The 15,024-nt window shown below is 58.4% G+C and carries 17 protein-coding genes; 15 read left to right on the top strand and 2 right to left on the bottom strand.

The window, feature by feature from the left end:
• The first annotated feature begins 8 nt into the window (after positions 1-8).
• The 9 genes from GOV53_RS01875 (at position 9) to GOV53_RS01835 (ending at position 7,930) form a co-directional block, all read left to right on the top strand.
• Positions 9-887, top strand: a complete 879-nt coding sequence (locus GOV53_RS01875) for a lysophospholipid acyltransferase family protein (RefSeq protein WP_170463848.1) — start codon at positions 9-11, stop codon at positions 885-887.
• Positions 888-895: 8 nt separating this feature from the next.
• Positions 896-1,705: a glutamate racemase gene (locus GOV53_RS01870; RefSeq protein ID WP_170463846.1), complete on the top strand. Its 810-nt coding sequence runs from the start codon at positions 896-898 to the stop codon at positions 1,703-1,705.
• 94 nt (positions 1,706-1,799) lie between these two features.
• Positions 1,800-2,828 (top strand): N-acetyl-gamma-glutamyl-phosphate reductase, encoded by a 1,029-nt coding sequence (argC, locus tag GOV53_RS01865; RefSeq protein WP_170463844.1) that lies wholly within the window; start codon positions 1,800-1,802, stop codon positions 2,826-2,828.
• 7 nt (positions 2,829-2,835) lie between these two features.
• Positions 2,836-3,282, top strand: coding sequence for a cytochrome c maturation protein CcmE (gene ccmE, locus GOV53_RS01860; protein ID WP_170463842.1), 447 nt, complete (start codon positions 2,836-2,838; stop codon positions 3,280-3,282).
• Between the two features lie 130 nt (positions 3,283-3,412).
• Positions 3,413-4,024, top strand: coding sequence for a holin-associated N-acetylmuramidase (locus tag GOV53_RS01855; protein ID WP_170463840.1), 612 nt, complete (start codon positions 3,413-3,415; stop codon positions 4,022-4,024).
• Positions 4,015-4,593 (top strand): holin family protein, encoded by a 579-nt coding sequence (locus GOV53_RS01850; RefSeq protein WP_170463838.1) that lies wholly within the window; start codon positions 4,015-4,017, stop codon positions 4,591-4,593. Before GOV53_RS01855 ends, GOV53_RS01850 begins: the two co-directional genes overlap by 10 nt.
• 75 nt (positions 4,594-4,668) lie before the next feature.
• Positions 4,669-6,633, top strand: coding sequence for a heme lyase CcmF/NrfE family subunit (locus tag GOV53_RS01845; RefSeq protein WP_170463836.1), 1,965 nt, complete (start codon positions 4,669-4,671; stop codon positions 6,631-6,633).
• Positions 6,630-7,085, top strand: a complete 456-nt coding sequence (locus GOV53_RS01840; protein WP_170463834.1) for a cytochrome c-type biogenesis protein — start codon at positions 6,630-6,632, stop codon at positions 7,083-7,085. The genes GOV53_RS01845 and GOV53_RS01840 overlap by 4 nt, the downstream gene beginning before the upstream one ends.
• Before the next feature lie 68 nt (positions 7,086-7,153).
• Entirely contained in the window at positions 7,154-7,930 is a 777-nt protein-coding gene (locus tag GOV53_RS01835; RefSeq protein ID WP_170463832.1) for an enoyl-CoA hydratase-related protein, read from the top strand.
• Positions 7,931-7,935: 5 nt separating this feature from the next.
• On the opposite strand, the gene bmt is transcribed toward GOV53_RS01835, so the two are convergent.
• Both bmt and GOV53_RS01825 read right to left on the bottom strand, forming a co-directional pair.
• Positions 7,936-8,952, bottom strand: a complete 1,017-nt coding sequence (gene bmt, locus GOV53_RS01830; RefSeq protein WP_170463830.1) for a betaine--homocysteine S-methyltransferase — start codon at positions 8,950-8,952, stop codon at positions 7,936-7,938.
• 117 nt (positions 8,953-9,069) lie between these two features.
• A complete protein-coding gene (locus tag GOV53_RS01825) occupies positions 9,070-9,387 on the bottom strand; it encodes a DUF1476 domain-containing protein (RefSeq protein ID WP_170425119.1) in 318 nt (105 codons plus the stop codon).
• Between the two features lie 187 nt (positions 9,388-9,574).
• On the opposite strand from GOV53_RS01825, the gene purC reads away from it, so the two are divergent.
• The 6 genes from purC (at position 9,575) to GOV53_RS01795 (ending at position 15,017) form a co-directional block, all read left to right on the top strand.
• Positions 9,575-10,330 carry a phosphoribosylaminoimidazolesuccinocarboxamide synthase gene (purC, locus tag GOV53_RS01820; protein ID WP_170425116.1) on the top strand — a complete coding sequence of 252 codons (756 nt, stop codon included), beginning with the start codon at positions 9,575-9,577 and terminating at the stop codon, positions 10,328-10,330.
• 134 nt (positions 10,331-10,464) lie between these two features.
• Positions 10,465-11,127, top strand: a complete 663-nt coding sequence (locus tag GOV53_RS01815; protein ID WP_170463828.1) for a MarC family protein — start codon at positions 10,465-10,467, stop codon at positions 11,125-11,127.
• Between the two features lie 116 nt (positions 11,128-11,243).
• Entirely contained in the window at positions 11,244-11,474 is a 231-nt protein-coding gene (gene purS / locus GOV53_RS01810; RefSeq protein WP_170354098.1) for a phosphoribosylformylglycinamidine synthase subunit PurS, read from the top strand.
• 4 nt (positions 11,475-11,478) lie between these two features.
• Positions 11,479-12,522 carry a zinc-dependent alcohol dehydrogenase family protein gene (locus GOV53_RS01805; RefSeq protein ID WP_170463826.1) on the top strand — a complete coding sequence of 348 codons (1,044 nt, stop codon included), beginning with the start codon at positions 11,479-11,481 and terminating at the stop codon, positions 12,520-12,522.
• An 11-nt stretch (positions 12,523-12,533) separates the two neighbouring features.
• Positions 12,534-13,202 carry a phosphoribosylformylglycinamidine synthase subunit PurQ gene (gene purQ, locus GOV53_RS01800; RefSeq protein WP_170463824.1) on the top strand — a complete coding sequence of 223 codons (669 nt, stop codon included), beginning with the start codon at positions 12,534-12,536 and terminating at the stop codon, positions 13,200-13,202.
• Between the two features lie 36 nt (positions 13,203-13,238).
• Complete coding sequence (locus GOV53_RS01795; protein ID WP_170463822.1) at positions 13,239-15,017, top strand: sensor histidine kinase; 1,779 nt, start codon at positions 13,239-13,241, stop codon at positions 15,015-15,017.
• Positions 15,018-15,024 lie beyond the last annotated feature (7 nt).

Raw genomic sequence — 15,024 nt, 5'->3', positions numbered from 1 at the left:
AGTACTCAATGCCTTCGCCCCGCCACGTCGCTCGTGACATCTCTTATGCCTATTCCGCCGAAACCAAGGGCGGGCGCATGGTCATTCGGCTGATGGAGAACACCACCGGCCGACTGCGTTTGATAAAGCGCGCGGACGGGTATGAGCAAGAGGTCGCGAATGGTCGCGACTTCTGGTCGGTCATGGTGGAACGTTATGGCCTTTCGCTGAACGTTTTGGATGGGGCGCTGTCGAACATTCCAAAGACAGGTCCTGTGATCCTGATCGCCAACCACCCGTATGGCATTCTGGACGGGTTGATAATGGGCCATATGCTGTCCGAAGCCCGAGGCGACTTTCGCATTTTGGCGCATCGCGTGTTTCGCAAGGCCGAAGATATCAACCGCATCATCCTGCCGATTTCGTTTGATGAGACGAAAGAGGCGATGAAACTGAACCTGGAAACTCGAAAAACCGCACTGAACTATCTGGGCGAAGGCGGGGCAATCGGGATTTTCCCGGGCGGCACGGTCAGCACAGGTGTTAAGCCGTTTTCGCACCCAATGGATCCGGGGTGGCGCGGGTTTACGGCACGGATGGTGGCCAAGTCGAACGCGACTGTGGTGCCGGTTTTCTTTGACGGCCACACCTCGCGTTTGTTTCAGATCGCCAGCCATTTGCACAACACGCTGCGTATGGGCCTACTGATCAAGGAATTCAAAAAACGCGTTGATACACCGGTCGATGTGGTGATTGGCAAGCCCATTGGCCGCGATGTTCTGGACCCGTTGTCCAAGGATACGCGCAAGATGATGGATTTCTTGCGCAAAGCCACGTATGAGCTGTCCCCGAAGCCGTTGAAGTCTTATGACTACGGCTACGAATTTGAGGAACGGCATCGCGCCTGAAGGGGCAAATGGCAGTAGGTATATTTGATTCTGGTCTGGGCGGTCTGACTGTCCTGAACGCCGCGCAGAAACGCCTGCCGGACGTTGATTTTTTGTATTTTGCGGACAGTGCGCACGCGCCGTACGGCGTGCGGGATGCCGCGAACATTTATGATCTGACACGCAGTGCTGTCCGCGACCTGTGGCACCGGGGTTGCGATCTGGTGATTCTGGCTTGCAACACGGCCAGTGCTGCTGCGCTCCGTAGGATGCAGGAAGAAGGCGTGCCCGAGGGCAAACGGGTGCTGGGCGTCTTTGTTCCCCTGATCGAAGCTCTGACCGAGCGGGAATGGGGCGACAACAGCCCGCCGCGTGAGGTTGCCGTCAAACACGTCGCTTTGTTTGCCACTCCAGCGACCGTGTCCAGCCGCGCTTTTCAGCGTGAACTGGCATTCCGCGCCATCGGGGTGGACGTCGAGGCGCAGGCCTGCGGTGGTGTTGTAGACGCGATCGAAGACGGTGATATGATTCTGGCCGAAGCGCTTGTGCGATCTCATGTGGACGCCCTGAAGCGTAAGATGCCGGAACCACAAGCGGCAATTTTGGGCTGCACGCATTACCCGCTGATGGCCGAGACGTTTCAGAAGGCGCTTGGCCCCGATGTTCAGGTGTTCAGCCAGGGTGATCTGGTGGCAGAAAGTCTTGCGGATTACCTGCAGCGGCACCCCAATATGCAAGGTGAAGGAACGGGCGGTTTTCTAACCACCGGCAAACCTGATTTTGTTAGCGACCGGGCAACGCAGTTCCTCCGACGACAAATCACCTTCGAGGCCGCCTGACTTAGGTCAAGGACGACGCCAAACCGATCCCGTAATTCATCGACCGTCACATCGGCGGTCGTACTCTGTGACACACTGAAGCAAGAGGTCTGACATGACCCACAAAATCGCAATTCTGGGCGCATCCGGGTACACCGGCGCCGAACTGGTGCGGCTGATCGCCGAACACCCGAACATGGACATTGTCGCGCTGTCGGCCGAGCGCAAAGCGGGCCAATCGATGGCGCAGGTTTTTCCGCATCTTCGGCATATGGACCTGCCTGATCTGTGCAAAATCTCCGAGATCGATTTTTCGCAGATCGATTTGTGTTTCTGTGCCCTACCGCACAAGACCAGCCAAGAAGTCATCCGCGATCTGCCCAAGTCCCTCAAGATCATCGATCTGTCAGCCGATTTCCGGCTGCGCGACCCGGATGAATACGAAAAGTGGTACGGGAACCCCCATGCCGCGCTGGAGCAGCAGGAAGAGGCCGTGTACGGCCTGACCGAATTCTATCGGGAAGACATTCGGAATGCTCGACTGGTTGCGGGCACGGGCTGCAATGCGGCGACAGGGCAGTACGTTCTGCGGCCACTGATCTCGGCTGGCGTCATCGATTTGGACGACATCGTGCTTGACCTGAAATGCGCGGTCTCAGGGGCAGGGCGGTCACTGAAAGAAAACCTTCTGCATGCTGAGCTGAGCGAAGGCTACAATGCCTATGCGATTGGCGGAACCCATCGGCATCTGGGTGAGTTCGATCAGGAGTTCTCGGCTTTGGCCGGGCGTACCGTCCACGTTCAATTCACGCCGCATCTGATCCCGGCCAACCGCGGTATTCTGGCAACCACCTATGTCAAAGGTGACCCGAGCAGCGTGTACGAGGCGCTGGCCAAAGCCTATGAAAACGAACCCTTTATCCAGATGCTTCCCTTTGGCGAGGCACCGTCGACCCACCACGTGCGGGGGTCGAACTTCTGCCATATCGGTGTCGTGGGCGACCGGATTGAACGCCGCGCCATCGTGATTGGGGCGCTGGATAACCTGACAAAAGGTAGCAGTGGGCAAGCCTTGCAGAACGCCAACCTGATGTTAGGTGAGGATGAAACCCGGGGTCTCATGATGGCCCCACTATTCCCATGAGGACGATATGAAAACGCTCAAGAAACGTCGTCGAGTTCAGATTATTATGCTGGCAGCTGTCGCTTTGGCACTGTCGACGGCGCTGATTGGGTATGCGATGCGGGACGGCATCAACTTCTTCCGCTCTCCCAGCCAGGTAATTGCAGAACCGCCTGCGCCATCCGAGGTTTTCCGTATTGGCGGATTGGTCGAAGAGGGCTCGATCGTTCGCGGTCAGGGTGAGACGGTGCGCTTCGTGGTTACCGATGGCGGCGAAAGCGTCCCTGTGGCATTTACCGGGGTGCTGCCGGATCTGTTCTCGGAAAACCAGGGTATGGTTGGCACAGGTTCATACGTGAACGGTGTCTTTGAAGCGACTGAAATCTTGGCCAAACACGACGAGACTTATATGCCGAAAGAGGTCATGGATGCTCTGAAAGAGCAGGGCGTCTACAAAGGAGATGAGCAGAGCTAAAGGCGGCTTTGCAGCTTGAAAGTCAGTAACTGGGGCGTTGCGCGGGTTTGCCGGGCAACGCCCTTATACGTTTGCGGATATTAACGGGATCAAGGGACGGTTTCCCCACACATCAGGCTGAGGGGGCGTCATGCAAACGGTACGGCAAATCGCGGATGAGATTGTAGGTCGCGAAGGCGGTTATGTGGATGATCCGGATGACCCGGGCGGTGCAACGAAATACGGCGTTACCGAACACACGATGCGACGCTTGGGGTTGGACCTTTCCGGCGATGGGGTGATTGATCGGCTGGACGTACGGCGACTGAGCAAAGCTCAGGCCGTCGATATTTTCGTGCGGCATTATTTCGAGAAACCCCGGTTGGGGCTGTTGCCCGAGGTCGTGCAGCCTTCGGTTTTCGATATGTACGTCAATGCCGGCACTCAGGCGGTGCGCATCCTTCAGCGCCTGCTGCGTGACATGGGGTTCCAGATTGCGGTTGACGGAGTTGTAGGCCCGCAGACTGCCCGGGCCTGCCGACGTGCAGCGGATCGCGATCCTGTAACCTTTGCCGATGCATACGGGATTGCGCGGCGGAACTACTACTTTCGCCTTGCCGATCGCCGGCCATCCTCGCGGAAATACGCCCGCAGCCGGGTCGGGGGAAAAGGTGGCTGGATCAAGCGTGCGGAAGAGTTCCTGTCGCCCACTTACCATTTATCGGACGCAGAGTTTCAACGGAGGGTTTCGGGGTGGGATTGATCTCGGGGGTATTGGCATTTTTATTTGGAAACGAACGGAACATCGTCCGGGAAACGGCTGAAGTTTTTCGGGAAAATGCCGAGTACCAAGCCCAACGGGCTCTTGCGACTCGGCAGCAGGCGGTCGAACAGTTTGGGGCAGAGTTCCAGCTGGGCCAGAAAAGCAGATTCAATCGCTTTGTGGACGGTTTGAACAGGTTGCCACGGCCTGCAATGGCGCTGGGAACACTTGGTTTGTTTGTCGCAGCGATGGTTGATCCCGTGTGGTTTTCTGCCCGTATGCAAGGGATCGCATTGGTGCCCGAGCCGTTGTGGTGGCTGTTGGGTGTGATTGTCTCCTTCTACTTCGGCGCGCGTCATCAGGCCAAAGTGCAGGATCTACAGCGCGAGATCTCGGCGACGATGCTGCGGACGCCTCAGGTCGTTGAGAATTTGAAAACCCTGGAAGGGTTGCGGCGCGATTTGATCGGGTCGGCCAATCCCGGTTCCGACACTGAGTTAGCCCAGCATGCAAAGCGGCCTGACTCAAACCCTGCGCTTGAACAATGGAGGCGAAATCGCGTGGTCTGACCCGCGACACTATGTTCGGGGCGCGAGGTCGAAAGTGATTGGTGCTTGCCCCGCAACCGGATTATATCCGGGGGCATGATTACAGAACTCGGCCACTTCGCTCTGATCCTCGCGTTTCTTGTCGCCATCGTGCAATCGATCGTGCCCCTGATCGGTGCGTCAAAACGATGGGCCGGTTGGATGAGTTTTGCTGAACCGGCGGCAATTCTGCAGTTCCTGCTTGTCGCATTTTCGTTCGGTGCGCTGGTCTATGCCTTCGTGACTTCGGACTTCTCATTGCGCATCGTCGTTGAAAACAGCCATTCGGCTAAACCGATGCTGTACAAAGTCAGCGGGACATGGGGAAACCACGAGGGCTCGATGCTGCTGTGGGTTCTCATTGTCAGCCTTTTCGGTGCGATGGCCGCGTTCTTTGGGGGCGGTTTGCCGCCGACGCTGAAAGCGCGCGTTCTGTCGGTTCAGTCGATGATCGCGGTGGCGTTCTTTGCGTTCATCCTGTTCACCTCGAACCCGTTTGATCGCCTGATTGTTGCCCCGTTTGATGGACGTGATCTGAACCCATTGTTGCAAGACCCCGGCTTGGCCTTCCACCCGCCATTCTTGTATCTGGGATACGTGGGGCTCAGCATGGCGTTCAGCTTTGCAGTCGCAGCCCTGATCGAAGGGCGTGTGGATGCGGCGTGGGGACGTTGGGTGCGCCCATGGACTCTGGCCGCTTGGGTGTTTCTGACCATCGGCATCGCGCTGGGGTCCTGGTGGGCTTATTACGAACTGGGCTGGGGTGGTTTCTGGTTCTGGGATCCGGTCGAGAATGCCTCGTTCATGCCCTGGTTGCTGGCCGCCGCGCTGCTGCATTCGGCCATCGTGGTCGAGAAGCGCGAAGCGCTAAAAAGCTGGACAATCCTGCTGGCGATCATTGCCTTTGGATTCTCGCTGATCGGCACGTTCATCGTGCGCTCGGGCCTGCTGACATCCGTGCACGCCTTTGCAACGGACCCTGAACGCGGCGTCTTTATCCTGATGATCCTGGTGGTCTTCATCGGCGGTGCGCTAACCCTGTTTGCCACCCGCGCGCAAGCGATGGAGGCGAAGGGCGTGTTCAGCATGGTCAGCCGTGAAAGCGCACTTGTGCTGAACAACATCCTGCTGGCGGTCAGCTGCTTTGTCGTGTTCTTCGGCACCATGTGGCCGATGGTGGCCGAGATGGCGTTTGATCGAAAGCTCTCGGTTGGGGCACCGTTTTTCAACGCCGCGTTCACTCCGTTTATGGTGGCTTTGGGGCTTGCTCTGCCGGTCGGGTCCATGTTGCCATGGAAGCGAGGCAAACTGGGCAAGACCGCGTATTCTTTGCGCTACGTCTTCATCCTGTCTGTCGCACTGGCTGTGCTGGTATGGGCCATGCAGACCGGGCGCAGTGCGCTTGGACCCGTTGGTCTGTTCCTCGGAGCATGGATCACCTTTGGGGCCGCTGTCGATTTGTGGAGCCGTACGGGCCGCAACGGTAGCCTCAAACGCCTGTTCCGACTGCCCGGGGCAGACTGGGGCAAGGCTGTTGCGCATACCGGTCTTGGTGTCACCATTTTCGCCATTGCCGGTCTGACAGCTTGGGAAGTCGAAGACATCCGCGTCGCGCAACCCGGCGAGCCGTTCAAGGTCGGCCAATTCACCCTGACACTGGAAGATGTGCGCGAGGTGGAGGGACCCAACTATTTCTCGACCACCGCAGATGTGCGGGTTGAGAAGAATGGCCGCGCCATGGGTACGCTGCATCCGGAAAAACGAAACTACCCCGTCGCACGGATGCCCACCACCGAGGCAGCGATTGACTATCGTTTCCTGGGTGATCTGTACGTCGTGATCGGCGATCAGCAGGCCGATGGCGGCTGGGTCATGCGTACCTATATCAAACCATTGGCGAACTGGATTTGGGGCGGGTGCATCCTGATGGCGTTGGGTGGCTTCATCAGTCTTTCGGATCGCAGGTTCCGCGTCGCGGCTGGCGCGCGCAAGGCCCCCTCGGGTGGAGTACCCGCCGAATGAAACGTCTGGTCCTGATTTTCGCCCTGATCGCATCGCCACTATTCGCGGTGCAACCAGATGAGGTGTTGGACGACCCGGTTCTGGAACAGCGCGCCCGTGACCTGAGCACCGGTCTGCGCTGTTTGGTTTGCCGAAACGAAAGCATCGACGAAAGCAACGCTGAACTGGCCCGTGATTTGCGCCTGCTGCTGCGGGAACGGTTGGTCGCGGGTGATACCGACGAGCAAGCGATTGCATTCATCGTGGATCGGTACGGTGAATACGTTCTGCTAAAGCCGACCGTAACCGGGTCGAATCTGATGTTGTGGCTGGCTGGACCGATTATGCTGCTGATTGCAGCAGCGATGGGGTGGAGCTTTTTGCGAAAGCGGTCGCAGGCTGCAGGGGCCGAGGCCAAAGATAGCCTCAGCGACGCTGAGAAAGAGCGCCTGCGTCAGATTCTCGAGGACTGACCTACTGTGCTTCTTTCCCTTGCTCTCTAATTGAGTCAGTCTTCTGCCGTAGCATGGGAGAGGACGACATGGATTATGAGGCGATACGGTTTGAAATCACTGACAATTTGGCAGTGGTGACCCTGAACCGACCTGACAAGATGAATGCGTTGACGGCTCAGATGCGGGCCGAGGTCACCCATGCGATGACCCATGCTGCTCGCCATACTCGGGCCATCGTGCTGACGGGTGCCGGACAGGCGTTTTGTTCGGGTCAGGATTTGGGCGACTCCTCGACGACCGGAAAGCTCGATATCGAACGGACCCTGCGCGACGAATACGATCCAATGCTGGAATCCATTTATAACTGTCCGGTTCCGACCATCGCTGCCGTCAATGGACCTGCGGCGGGGGCAGGGGCAAACATAGCGCTAAGCGCAGACGTCGTGATTGCGGCCGAAAGCGCGTATTTCCTGCAGGCATTTTCACGCATAGGTCTGATGCCTGATGCGGGCGGGACCTGGTTCCTGCCGCGTCAGATGGGCTTTGCCAAGGCGATGGGGGCCGCCCTTTTTGCCGACAAGATCAGCGCCCGGCAGGCGGATGAGTGGGGAATGATCTGGGAAGCTATTCCCGATGCCGAGTTTGACGCCCATTGGCGCAAACGCGCAGCGTATCTAGCCAATGGTCCGACGGCCGCGTTTGGAGCAATCAAGAAGGCGATCCGCGGCACCTACGACAACACGCTGCCACAGCAACTGGAGGTCGAGGCCCATCTGCAGGGCGAATGCGGACGCTCTCGTGATTTTGCTGAAGGGGTGGTGGCCTTCATGGAAAAACGCCCCCCGAATTTTGAGGGGCGCTAACCGAATTAAGCCCGACGGCGGCGGCGCGTGCGCCGCTCAGGCACTGCCGCGCCCTCTTCGGTGCCGTCAGAAGCCGACGAGAATGGTCCCAACGCGTCCGTAATCTGATCCAGAGTTGGGCGCGTTCCGCGGTTGGTTGTGTCCAACGCCTCACGCATCTTGCGCAGGTGATCGGGCATGGTGCCGCAGCATCCGCCGATGATCGTAGCGCCCGCGTCCCGTGCCATGGCCGCATATTGCCCCATCAACTCGGGCGTGCCGTCGTAGTGGATGTGACCGTCAACGTATTTGGGAATGCCTGCGTTGCCTTTGGAGATCACAGGGCGTTCCGTTCCTTGTGCCGCGAAGCCCAATACCGTGCGCAGAATGTCCGATGCACCAGTGCCGCAGTTGGCCCCAAAGGCAATCGGTGGGTTTGGAAGGGTTTCCACCAGTTGCGCCAGATCAGCCGAGGTTACACCCATCATGGTGCGCCCTGCGGTGTCAAAGCTCATGGTGCCGCACCACGGCATATCGGCCAGGGCAAACGCTTCGGCAGCGGCTTTGAACTCTTCGGGTGCGCTGATGGTTTCGACCCACAGAACATCAACACCGCCGGCCTTAAGGGCTTCGGCTTGTTCGTGGAACATCTCGACCGCGCCTTCGTGGGACAGGCTGCCGACAGGCTCCATAATCTCACCGGTCGGGCCAACTGATCCGGCGACAACAACGGTGCGACCGGCCTTATCGGCCACCTCGCGGCCAAGTTCAGCGCCGATCCGGTTCAACTCGCCAACGCGGTTTTGCGCATCATGCAGCTTCAGACGCGCCGAGGTGCCCCCGAACGTATTGGTCAGGAACAGGTCACTGCCTGCGTCAACCGACCCTTGATACAGGGCCCGGATCTTGTCCGGAGCCTCGACATTCCACAGCTCGGGCGCGTCACCCGATTGCAGACCCATGTTGAACAAGTTCGTGCCCGTGGCCCCATCGGCCAGCAAAGCGTCTTTTGTTTCCAGAAGTTTATTGAGCGCGTTAGTCATGGGGGCATTCCCAAAGGGCCGTTTTTGGCCGTTAGAAATAGAGACGCCCCGTGTCTCATGACCGGGGCATCAAATCAAATTCATAAAACTCATGAAGATCATGAGTTGGATTTTTGGTTACTCGGTTTCGCTCATGACCTGAGCTTTGGCCTCGGGCAGAAGCTCGGCCATTTTGGCGCGGATCTCGTCATCCGAAGACAGCGAGCCCAGATCGCCCGATACCTTGCGAACCACATCTTCGTGGCCGGCCTCTTCGAAATCGGCGATCACCACGGTTTTGGCATACGCTTCCGCTTCGTCGCCGGTCTTGCCCAGCTTTTCTGCCGCCCACAGGCCCAGCATCTTGTTGCAGCGCGCCTGAGCCTTGAACTGCATTTCTTCATCATGGGCGAATTTGGCCTCAAAAGCGTTTTCGCGTTCGTCAAAAGTGGTCATTGGTTGGGGACCTCATGGATTACATTCTGTTTCCTGATGATATGACCATAGCTGAGCGCCTGTGCAAGGGATTTGCGCTGCGTCAAAGCCTCTCGGCGTGCTGAACTTGCGGGAAAGGGGGGCTTGGACTATGAGGGCGCCAACGCGAAGGGACTCATTCCCTCGCACCGGACCGGAAAGGTGGCACATGGCGCGTCGCAAAAAGATCTACGAAGGCAAAGCGAAGATTCTGTATGAAGGCCCCGAACCGGGCACGATCGTGCAGTATTTCAAGGATGATGCTACCGCATTCAATGCGGAAAAGAAGGATGTCATCGACGGTAAGGGCGTGCTGAACAACCGCCTGAGCGAGTTCTTCATGACCGGCCTTAACCAGATTGGCGTGCCTACGCACTTTATTCGTCGTCTGAACATGCGCGAACAGCTGGTGCGTAACTGCGAGATCATCCCGCTTGAGGTCATCGTCCGCAACTATGCGGCTGGTTCGATCTCAAAACGTCTGGGCATTGCCGAAGGCACTCAGCTGCCGCGTCCGATCGTGGAATATTGCTACAAAGACGACGCCTTGGGTGACCCGCTGGTCACCGAGGAACACATCGCCGCGTTTGGCTGGGCCGGTCAGCAGGACATGGACGACATCCTGAGCCTTGCACTGCGCGTCAACGATTTCATGAGCGGTGTGATGCTGGCGGTCGGTATTCGTCTCGTCGATTTCAAGATTGAGATCGGCCGCGTGTATGACGGGGATTTCCAGCGCCTGATTGTGGCGGATGAAATCAGCCCCGACAGCTGCCGCCTATGGGACATCGAAACCGGCCAGAAGTTGGACAAGGATGTGTTCCGCCGCGACCTTGGCAACCTGACGGACGCATATTCCGAGGTCGCGCGCCGTCTTGGTGTTCTGCCGCAGAGCAACGTGAATAAACCGACTTTGATTAACTGATCGCTGTACCGGTCACCAAACAAGCAAAAGCGTCGCGAAAAAACCCGCGGCGCTTTTTCTTTGCGCGGCAAAATTGACAGTGAGTTCAATTGTCTCTCATTGTCGGGTGGAACTATTGGACGGTGACCACATCAATGGCTGAATTGTTCGACCAGGCAGTCTTTCTGAAATTCCTCGCGGCTCTGCTGGCGATTTTCAACCCGCTATACGGGATCCCGATCTTTCTGAGCATGACCGAAGGCTATTCACCGGCCGAGCGCAAACGCGTGGCGCTGGTCGTGACCGGAACCGTTGTGACGGTCGCCTTGATCTCAGTGGTGGTCGGTGAAGAAATCCTGGCGATCTTTGGCATCGACATACCGTCCTTTCGGATCGCGGGTGGCTTGATCATTCTGGGGGTAGGGATGTCCATGCTGAACGCCTCAGACCCGCCGCAAGGGGATCAGAAGGCAGCCGAAGAGGGACACAAGAAGAAAAGCAACATTGCCGTCGTGCCTCTGGCCATTCCACTGACGATTGGGCCGGGTACGATTGCGACTACGATTGTCTTTGCTCATACCCTTTCAGATGGGGCCGAGATCGTGACACTGGGCTCGGCTGTCTTGATCGCCTGCGCCATTGTTGGGGTCGGATTGTTGTTTGCGGACCCGATTTCCAAGTTCTTTGGACCAACCATGATCAACGTAATCACGCGGGTTATGGCCATCATTCTTGTCGCCGTTGCCGTGGAAATGGTTCTGACCGGCACGTTTGACGCAATCGATAAGCATTATCCGGGGCTCACAGGGGGCGGCTGATCTGACCGGACTGCGGCAAACTGCGTGCTGACAAGGGTTGTCGAGCGCCCATCGGCAGGTTATCCCCCGCGCAACGGAACGGGTCCGAACTTAGGCCCTCAGCTGGAGATGCGAGAATGAAAGCACGTGTGCATGTGATGCTCAAGAACGGGGTTCTGGACCCGCAGGGTGAGGCGGTGCGTCACGCATTGGGTGCAATGGGCTTTGATCAGGTCGAAGGCGTGCGTCAGGGCAAAGTCATCGACCTTGAACTGGCAGACGGCGCGACCGAGGCGGACATCACCGAGATGTGCGAAAAGCTGTTGGCCAACACCGTCATCGAGCGTTACGAGATCGAACTGGTCTGAGCCGATGCGGGCTGCGCGTCTGATCACCTATCGTCAGCCCCTGGAGCTGACGACCGTTGCTGCCCCGGAACCAGCAGAAGACGGCGTCGTCGTCCGTGTGCTGGCCTGCGGCGTTTGCCGTTCGGATTGGCATGCATGGTCAGGCTCGGACCCCGATGTCGTTCTTCCCATGACCCCTGGGCATGAATACTGCGGCGAGGTTGTTGCAGTCGGCCCGCGTGTCAGCCGTTGGAAGGTCGGGGACAGGGTGATCGCGCCCTTTATTCTGGCCTGCGGTCACTGCCCGGATTGCGCGCAAGGTCATCAGACCATCTGCGCCGATCAGGTTGTGCCCGGATTTACCTGTGACGGGGCCTTTGCCGAATACATCGCTGTTGCACATGCAGATGCCAATCTGACCGCGCTTCCCGATACGCTTGCTCCGGAAATTGCTGCGGCGCTCGGGTGCCGCGTCACAACAGCGTGGCAGGCGTTGGTCGGGCGTGCGCAGTTGCAGGGCGGAGAATGGCTGGCCGTGTTCGGCGGAGGTGGCGTTGGGGTTTCCGCGTTGTTGCTCGGCAAGGCACTGGGCGCGCGCGTCGTCGTGGTTGATATTGCCGACAACAAACTGACCTATGCCAAAAGCCTTGGCGCCGACGCGGTGGTAAATTCTGCAACAGGTGACGCGCCTCAGGCCGTCAAGGACATCACGGGCGGCGGCGCGCATGTCGCGATTGAAGCGTTGGGGATTGAAACCACCACCGTAAGTGCTCTTAAATCCTTGCGGAAACTGGGCCGTATGGTGCAGATCGGAATGCCAACCGGCGATCACGCCGAGATGTCCCTGCCGATGGACGTTCTGTACTCGGGTCAGTTGGCTGTCTATGGAACGCGGGGTATGCCAAGCTGGCGATATCCTTCACTTGTTTCGCTGATTTCTGGCGGGTCTGTTGATCTGAGCCCACTCGTGACGCGAAAAATATCTCTGAATCAGGTAAGTGATGAACTTGCCGCTTTCGATCATCCAACACCGCCAGGTGTTGCCGTGGTCACCGATTTTGTCTCGTAGGAGGGCCCGCCATGCGCGCAGCTGTCATCGTATTCCCTGGGTCCAACTGTGACCGTGATCTTGCCGTCGCTTTTGAACAGGCGGGTTTTCAGGTCGATATGGTCTGGCACAAGGATGCCGCATTGCCTGCAGGCGTGGACATCGTCGGTGTGCCGGGCGGTTTTTCCTACGGCGACTACCTGCGCTGTGGCGCTATCGCCGCGCAATCGCCGATCTGCAAGGCTGTCGTCGAGCATACGGAGCGCGGCGGTTACGCCTTTGGCGTCTGCAACGGGTTTCAGATCCTGACCGAAACCGGCATCCTGCCCGGTGCGCTGCTGCGCAATGCCGGTCTGAAATACATCTGCCGCACGGTCGGCCTGAAAGTAGAAACCAGCGACAGCGCCTTTACCGAAGGCTATAACGCTGGCGATGTGATCGGTATCCCAATCGCGCACCATGACGGCAACTATTTCGCAGATGATGCGACGCTGGCAAAACTGAAAGACCAGGATCGCATTGCGTTCACCTATACCGAGAATCCGAACGGCTCGGTTGGCGACATCGCCGGTATCCTGTCCGAGAACCGCAGGGTGCTGGGGATGATGCCACACCCGGAACGCGCGGCAGACGAAGGTCACGGTGGCACCGATGGGGCGGCGTTGTTCCGCGCATTGCCTGGCGTTCTTGCTCCGGCGTGACTTGAGCTTGAGCTTCAGCCCGCGTAACTTTCCGGGATGAGTTCTGAAGTTCGCTCTGGCTGGTCCTTTCTGACAAAACCACTCCGCGGCGCGCCATTGGGTTGGCGGCTGCGGGCGGCGGTCTTTCTTTTGCTGTTCGCAACGGTCACAACGGTTTATGTGACCAACCGGCTGCTGACCGACCGTTTTACCGAGTCCACGCGCAACCGCGCCGAGGTGCGTCTGGCCCTGTATTCCGGGAACCTGCTGAGCGAACTGCGTAGAAACGCCATCGTTCCCCAGCTTCTGGCCCGCGATCCCACCCTTATTTCTGCGCTGCAATCCAGTGACTTCTCGCTGTCTACCCAGCGTCTGATCTCGTTCGTCGAAGAGATCGGCGCAGCGTCACTGATGCTGTTGGACGGGGACGGGCGTTCCGTTGCCGCAACGGACCGGGCGCGGTTGGGCGAGGCGCATCGAAGTTCGCCCTATTTCATCGACGCGATCCGCTCGAACTCGACGATCTTTACCGTGATCCAGACCGAATCCGGCGGCTACAGCTTTGTCTATTCACGTAGAATCGAAGCCAACTCTGAGATTTTGGGCGTCATCGTGGTCGAGGTCGACCTGCAGAAATTCGAACGCGCTTGGGCCGGTATCTCTGATGCGGTGATGGTGACCGACAGCACTGGGGCCATTATTCTGACCACCGAACCGCAATGGCGCGGTCTTGAGGAAAACGCCGCGATGCTTCGTCAGCCTCCGGAAGGGGCAATTCAGCGTGCAATTCGCGCCACGACGGATTGGACAGCGCTTCCGCCTGATGCGTACCTGCAGGGCGAAGCGGTGATGCGGATGGAGACGCGCATCCCGTTCCGGGGATGGAAAATGACTTCATTCACCACCTACCAGTCGATTCGAGAGAAGGTGAACAGCGTCATCGCGCTCGAGATCATGGGCTTTGCGATTCTCCTGGCGCTGACCTTCTACGCGCTTAGCCGCCGCGCCACGTTCCGCATGGCCTTGTTCCAACGCGAGTCGGCAGAGCTTCGCGCATTGAACACAAGGCTAAAGCGGGAAATTGCTGAACGGGAACGGGTTGAAAAGACGCTGGAAGTTGCCGAGCAGACGCTGGCGCAGAGCTCGAAATTGGCGGCTCTGGGCGAGATGTCGGCTGCCGTCAGTCACGAGCTCAATCAACCTCTGGCTGCAATGAAAACCTATCTCGCCGGAGCGCGCCTGTTGTTGCGGCGCAACCGCTCGGAAGAGGCGCTGGCGAGTTTTGGGCGGATCGATGGGCTGATTGAGAGGATGGGGGCAATTACCCGGCAGCTCAAGTCCTATGCACGCAAGGGAGCGGACGCGTTTTCCCCTGTAAATCTTAGCGAAGCGCTGGCTGCATCCTTGTCCATGATGGAACCGCAGCTGCGGCAGCGGCATGTGAAGATCACCCAGATCTTGCCGGACGAACCGGTGCTGGTCATGGGAGACCGGATGCGGATCGAGCAGGTCATGGTGAACCTCTTGCGCAATGCGCTGGACGCCACCAAATCGGTAAGCGAGCCGGATGTCGAAATCATACTGGCGGCAGGTGATATGGCGGTGCTGACCGTGCGCGATAATGGCTATGGAATCGAGAACATCGAAAACCTGTTCGAACCGTTCTATACTACCAAACAGCCCGGTGACGGGGTTGGTCTGGGGCTTGCCATCTCATCCGGGATCGTGAACGACCATGGCGGACGGCTGACTGCCCGCAACAGCCCGCAAGGCGGGGCGGTGTTTGAAATGCAGCTGCCGATACTTGGAAGCGACGGCCTTGAAGCCGCGGAATAACGAGGAA

It is taken from the genome of Ruegeria arenilitoris (genome assembly GCF_013035315.1).
Lineage (GTDB): Bacteria > Pseudomonadota > Alphaproteobacteria > Rhodobacterales > Rhodobacteraceae > Ruegeria > Ruegeria arenilitoris_D.
The sequence above is the reverse complement of the archived record's forward strand: the minus strand, read 5'-3'. Positions and strand labels throughout refer to the sequence as shown.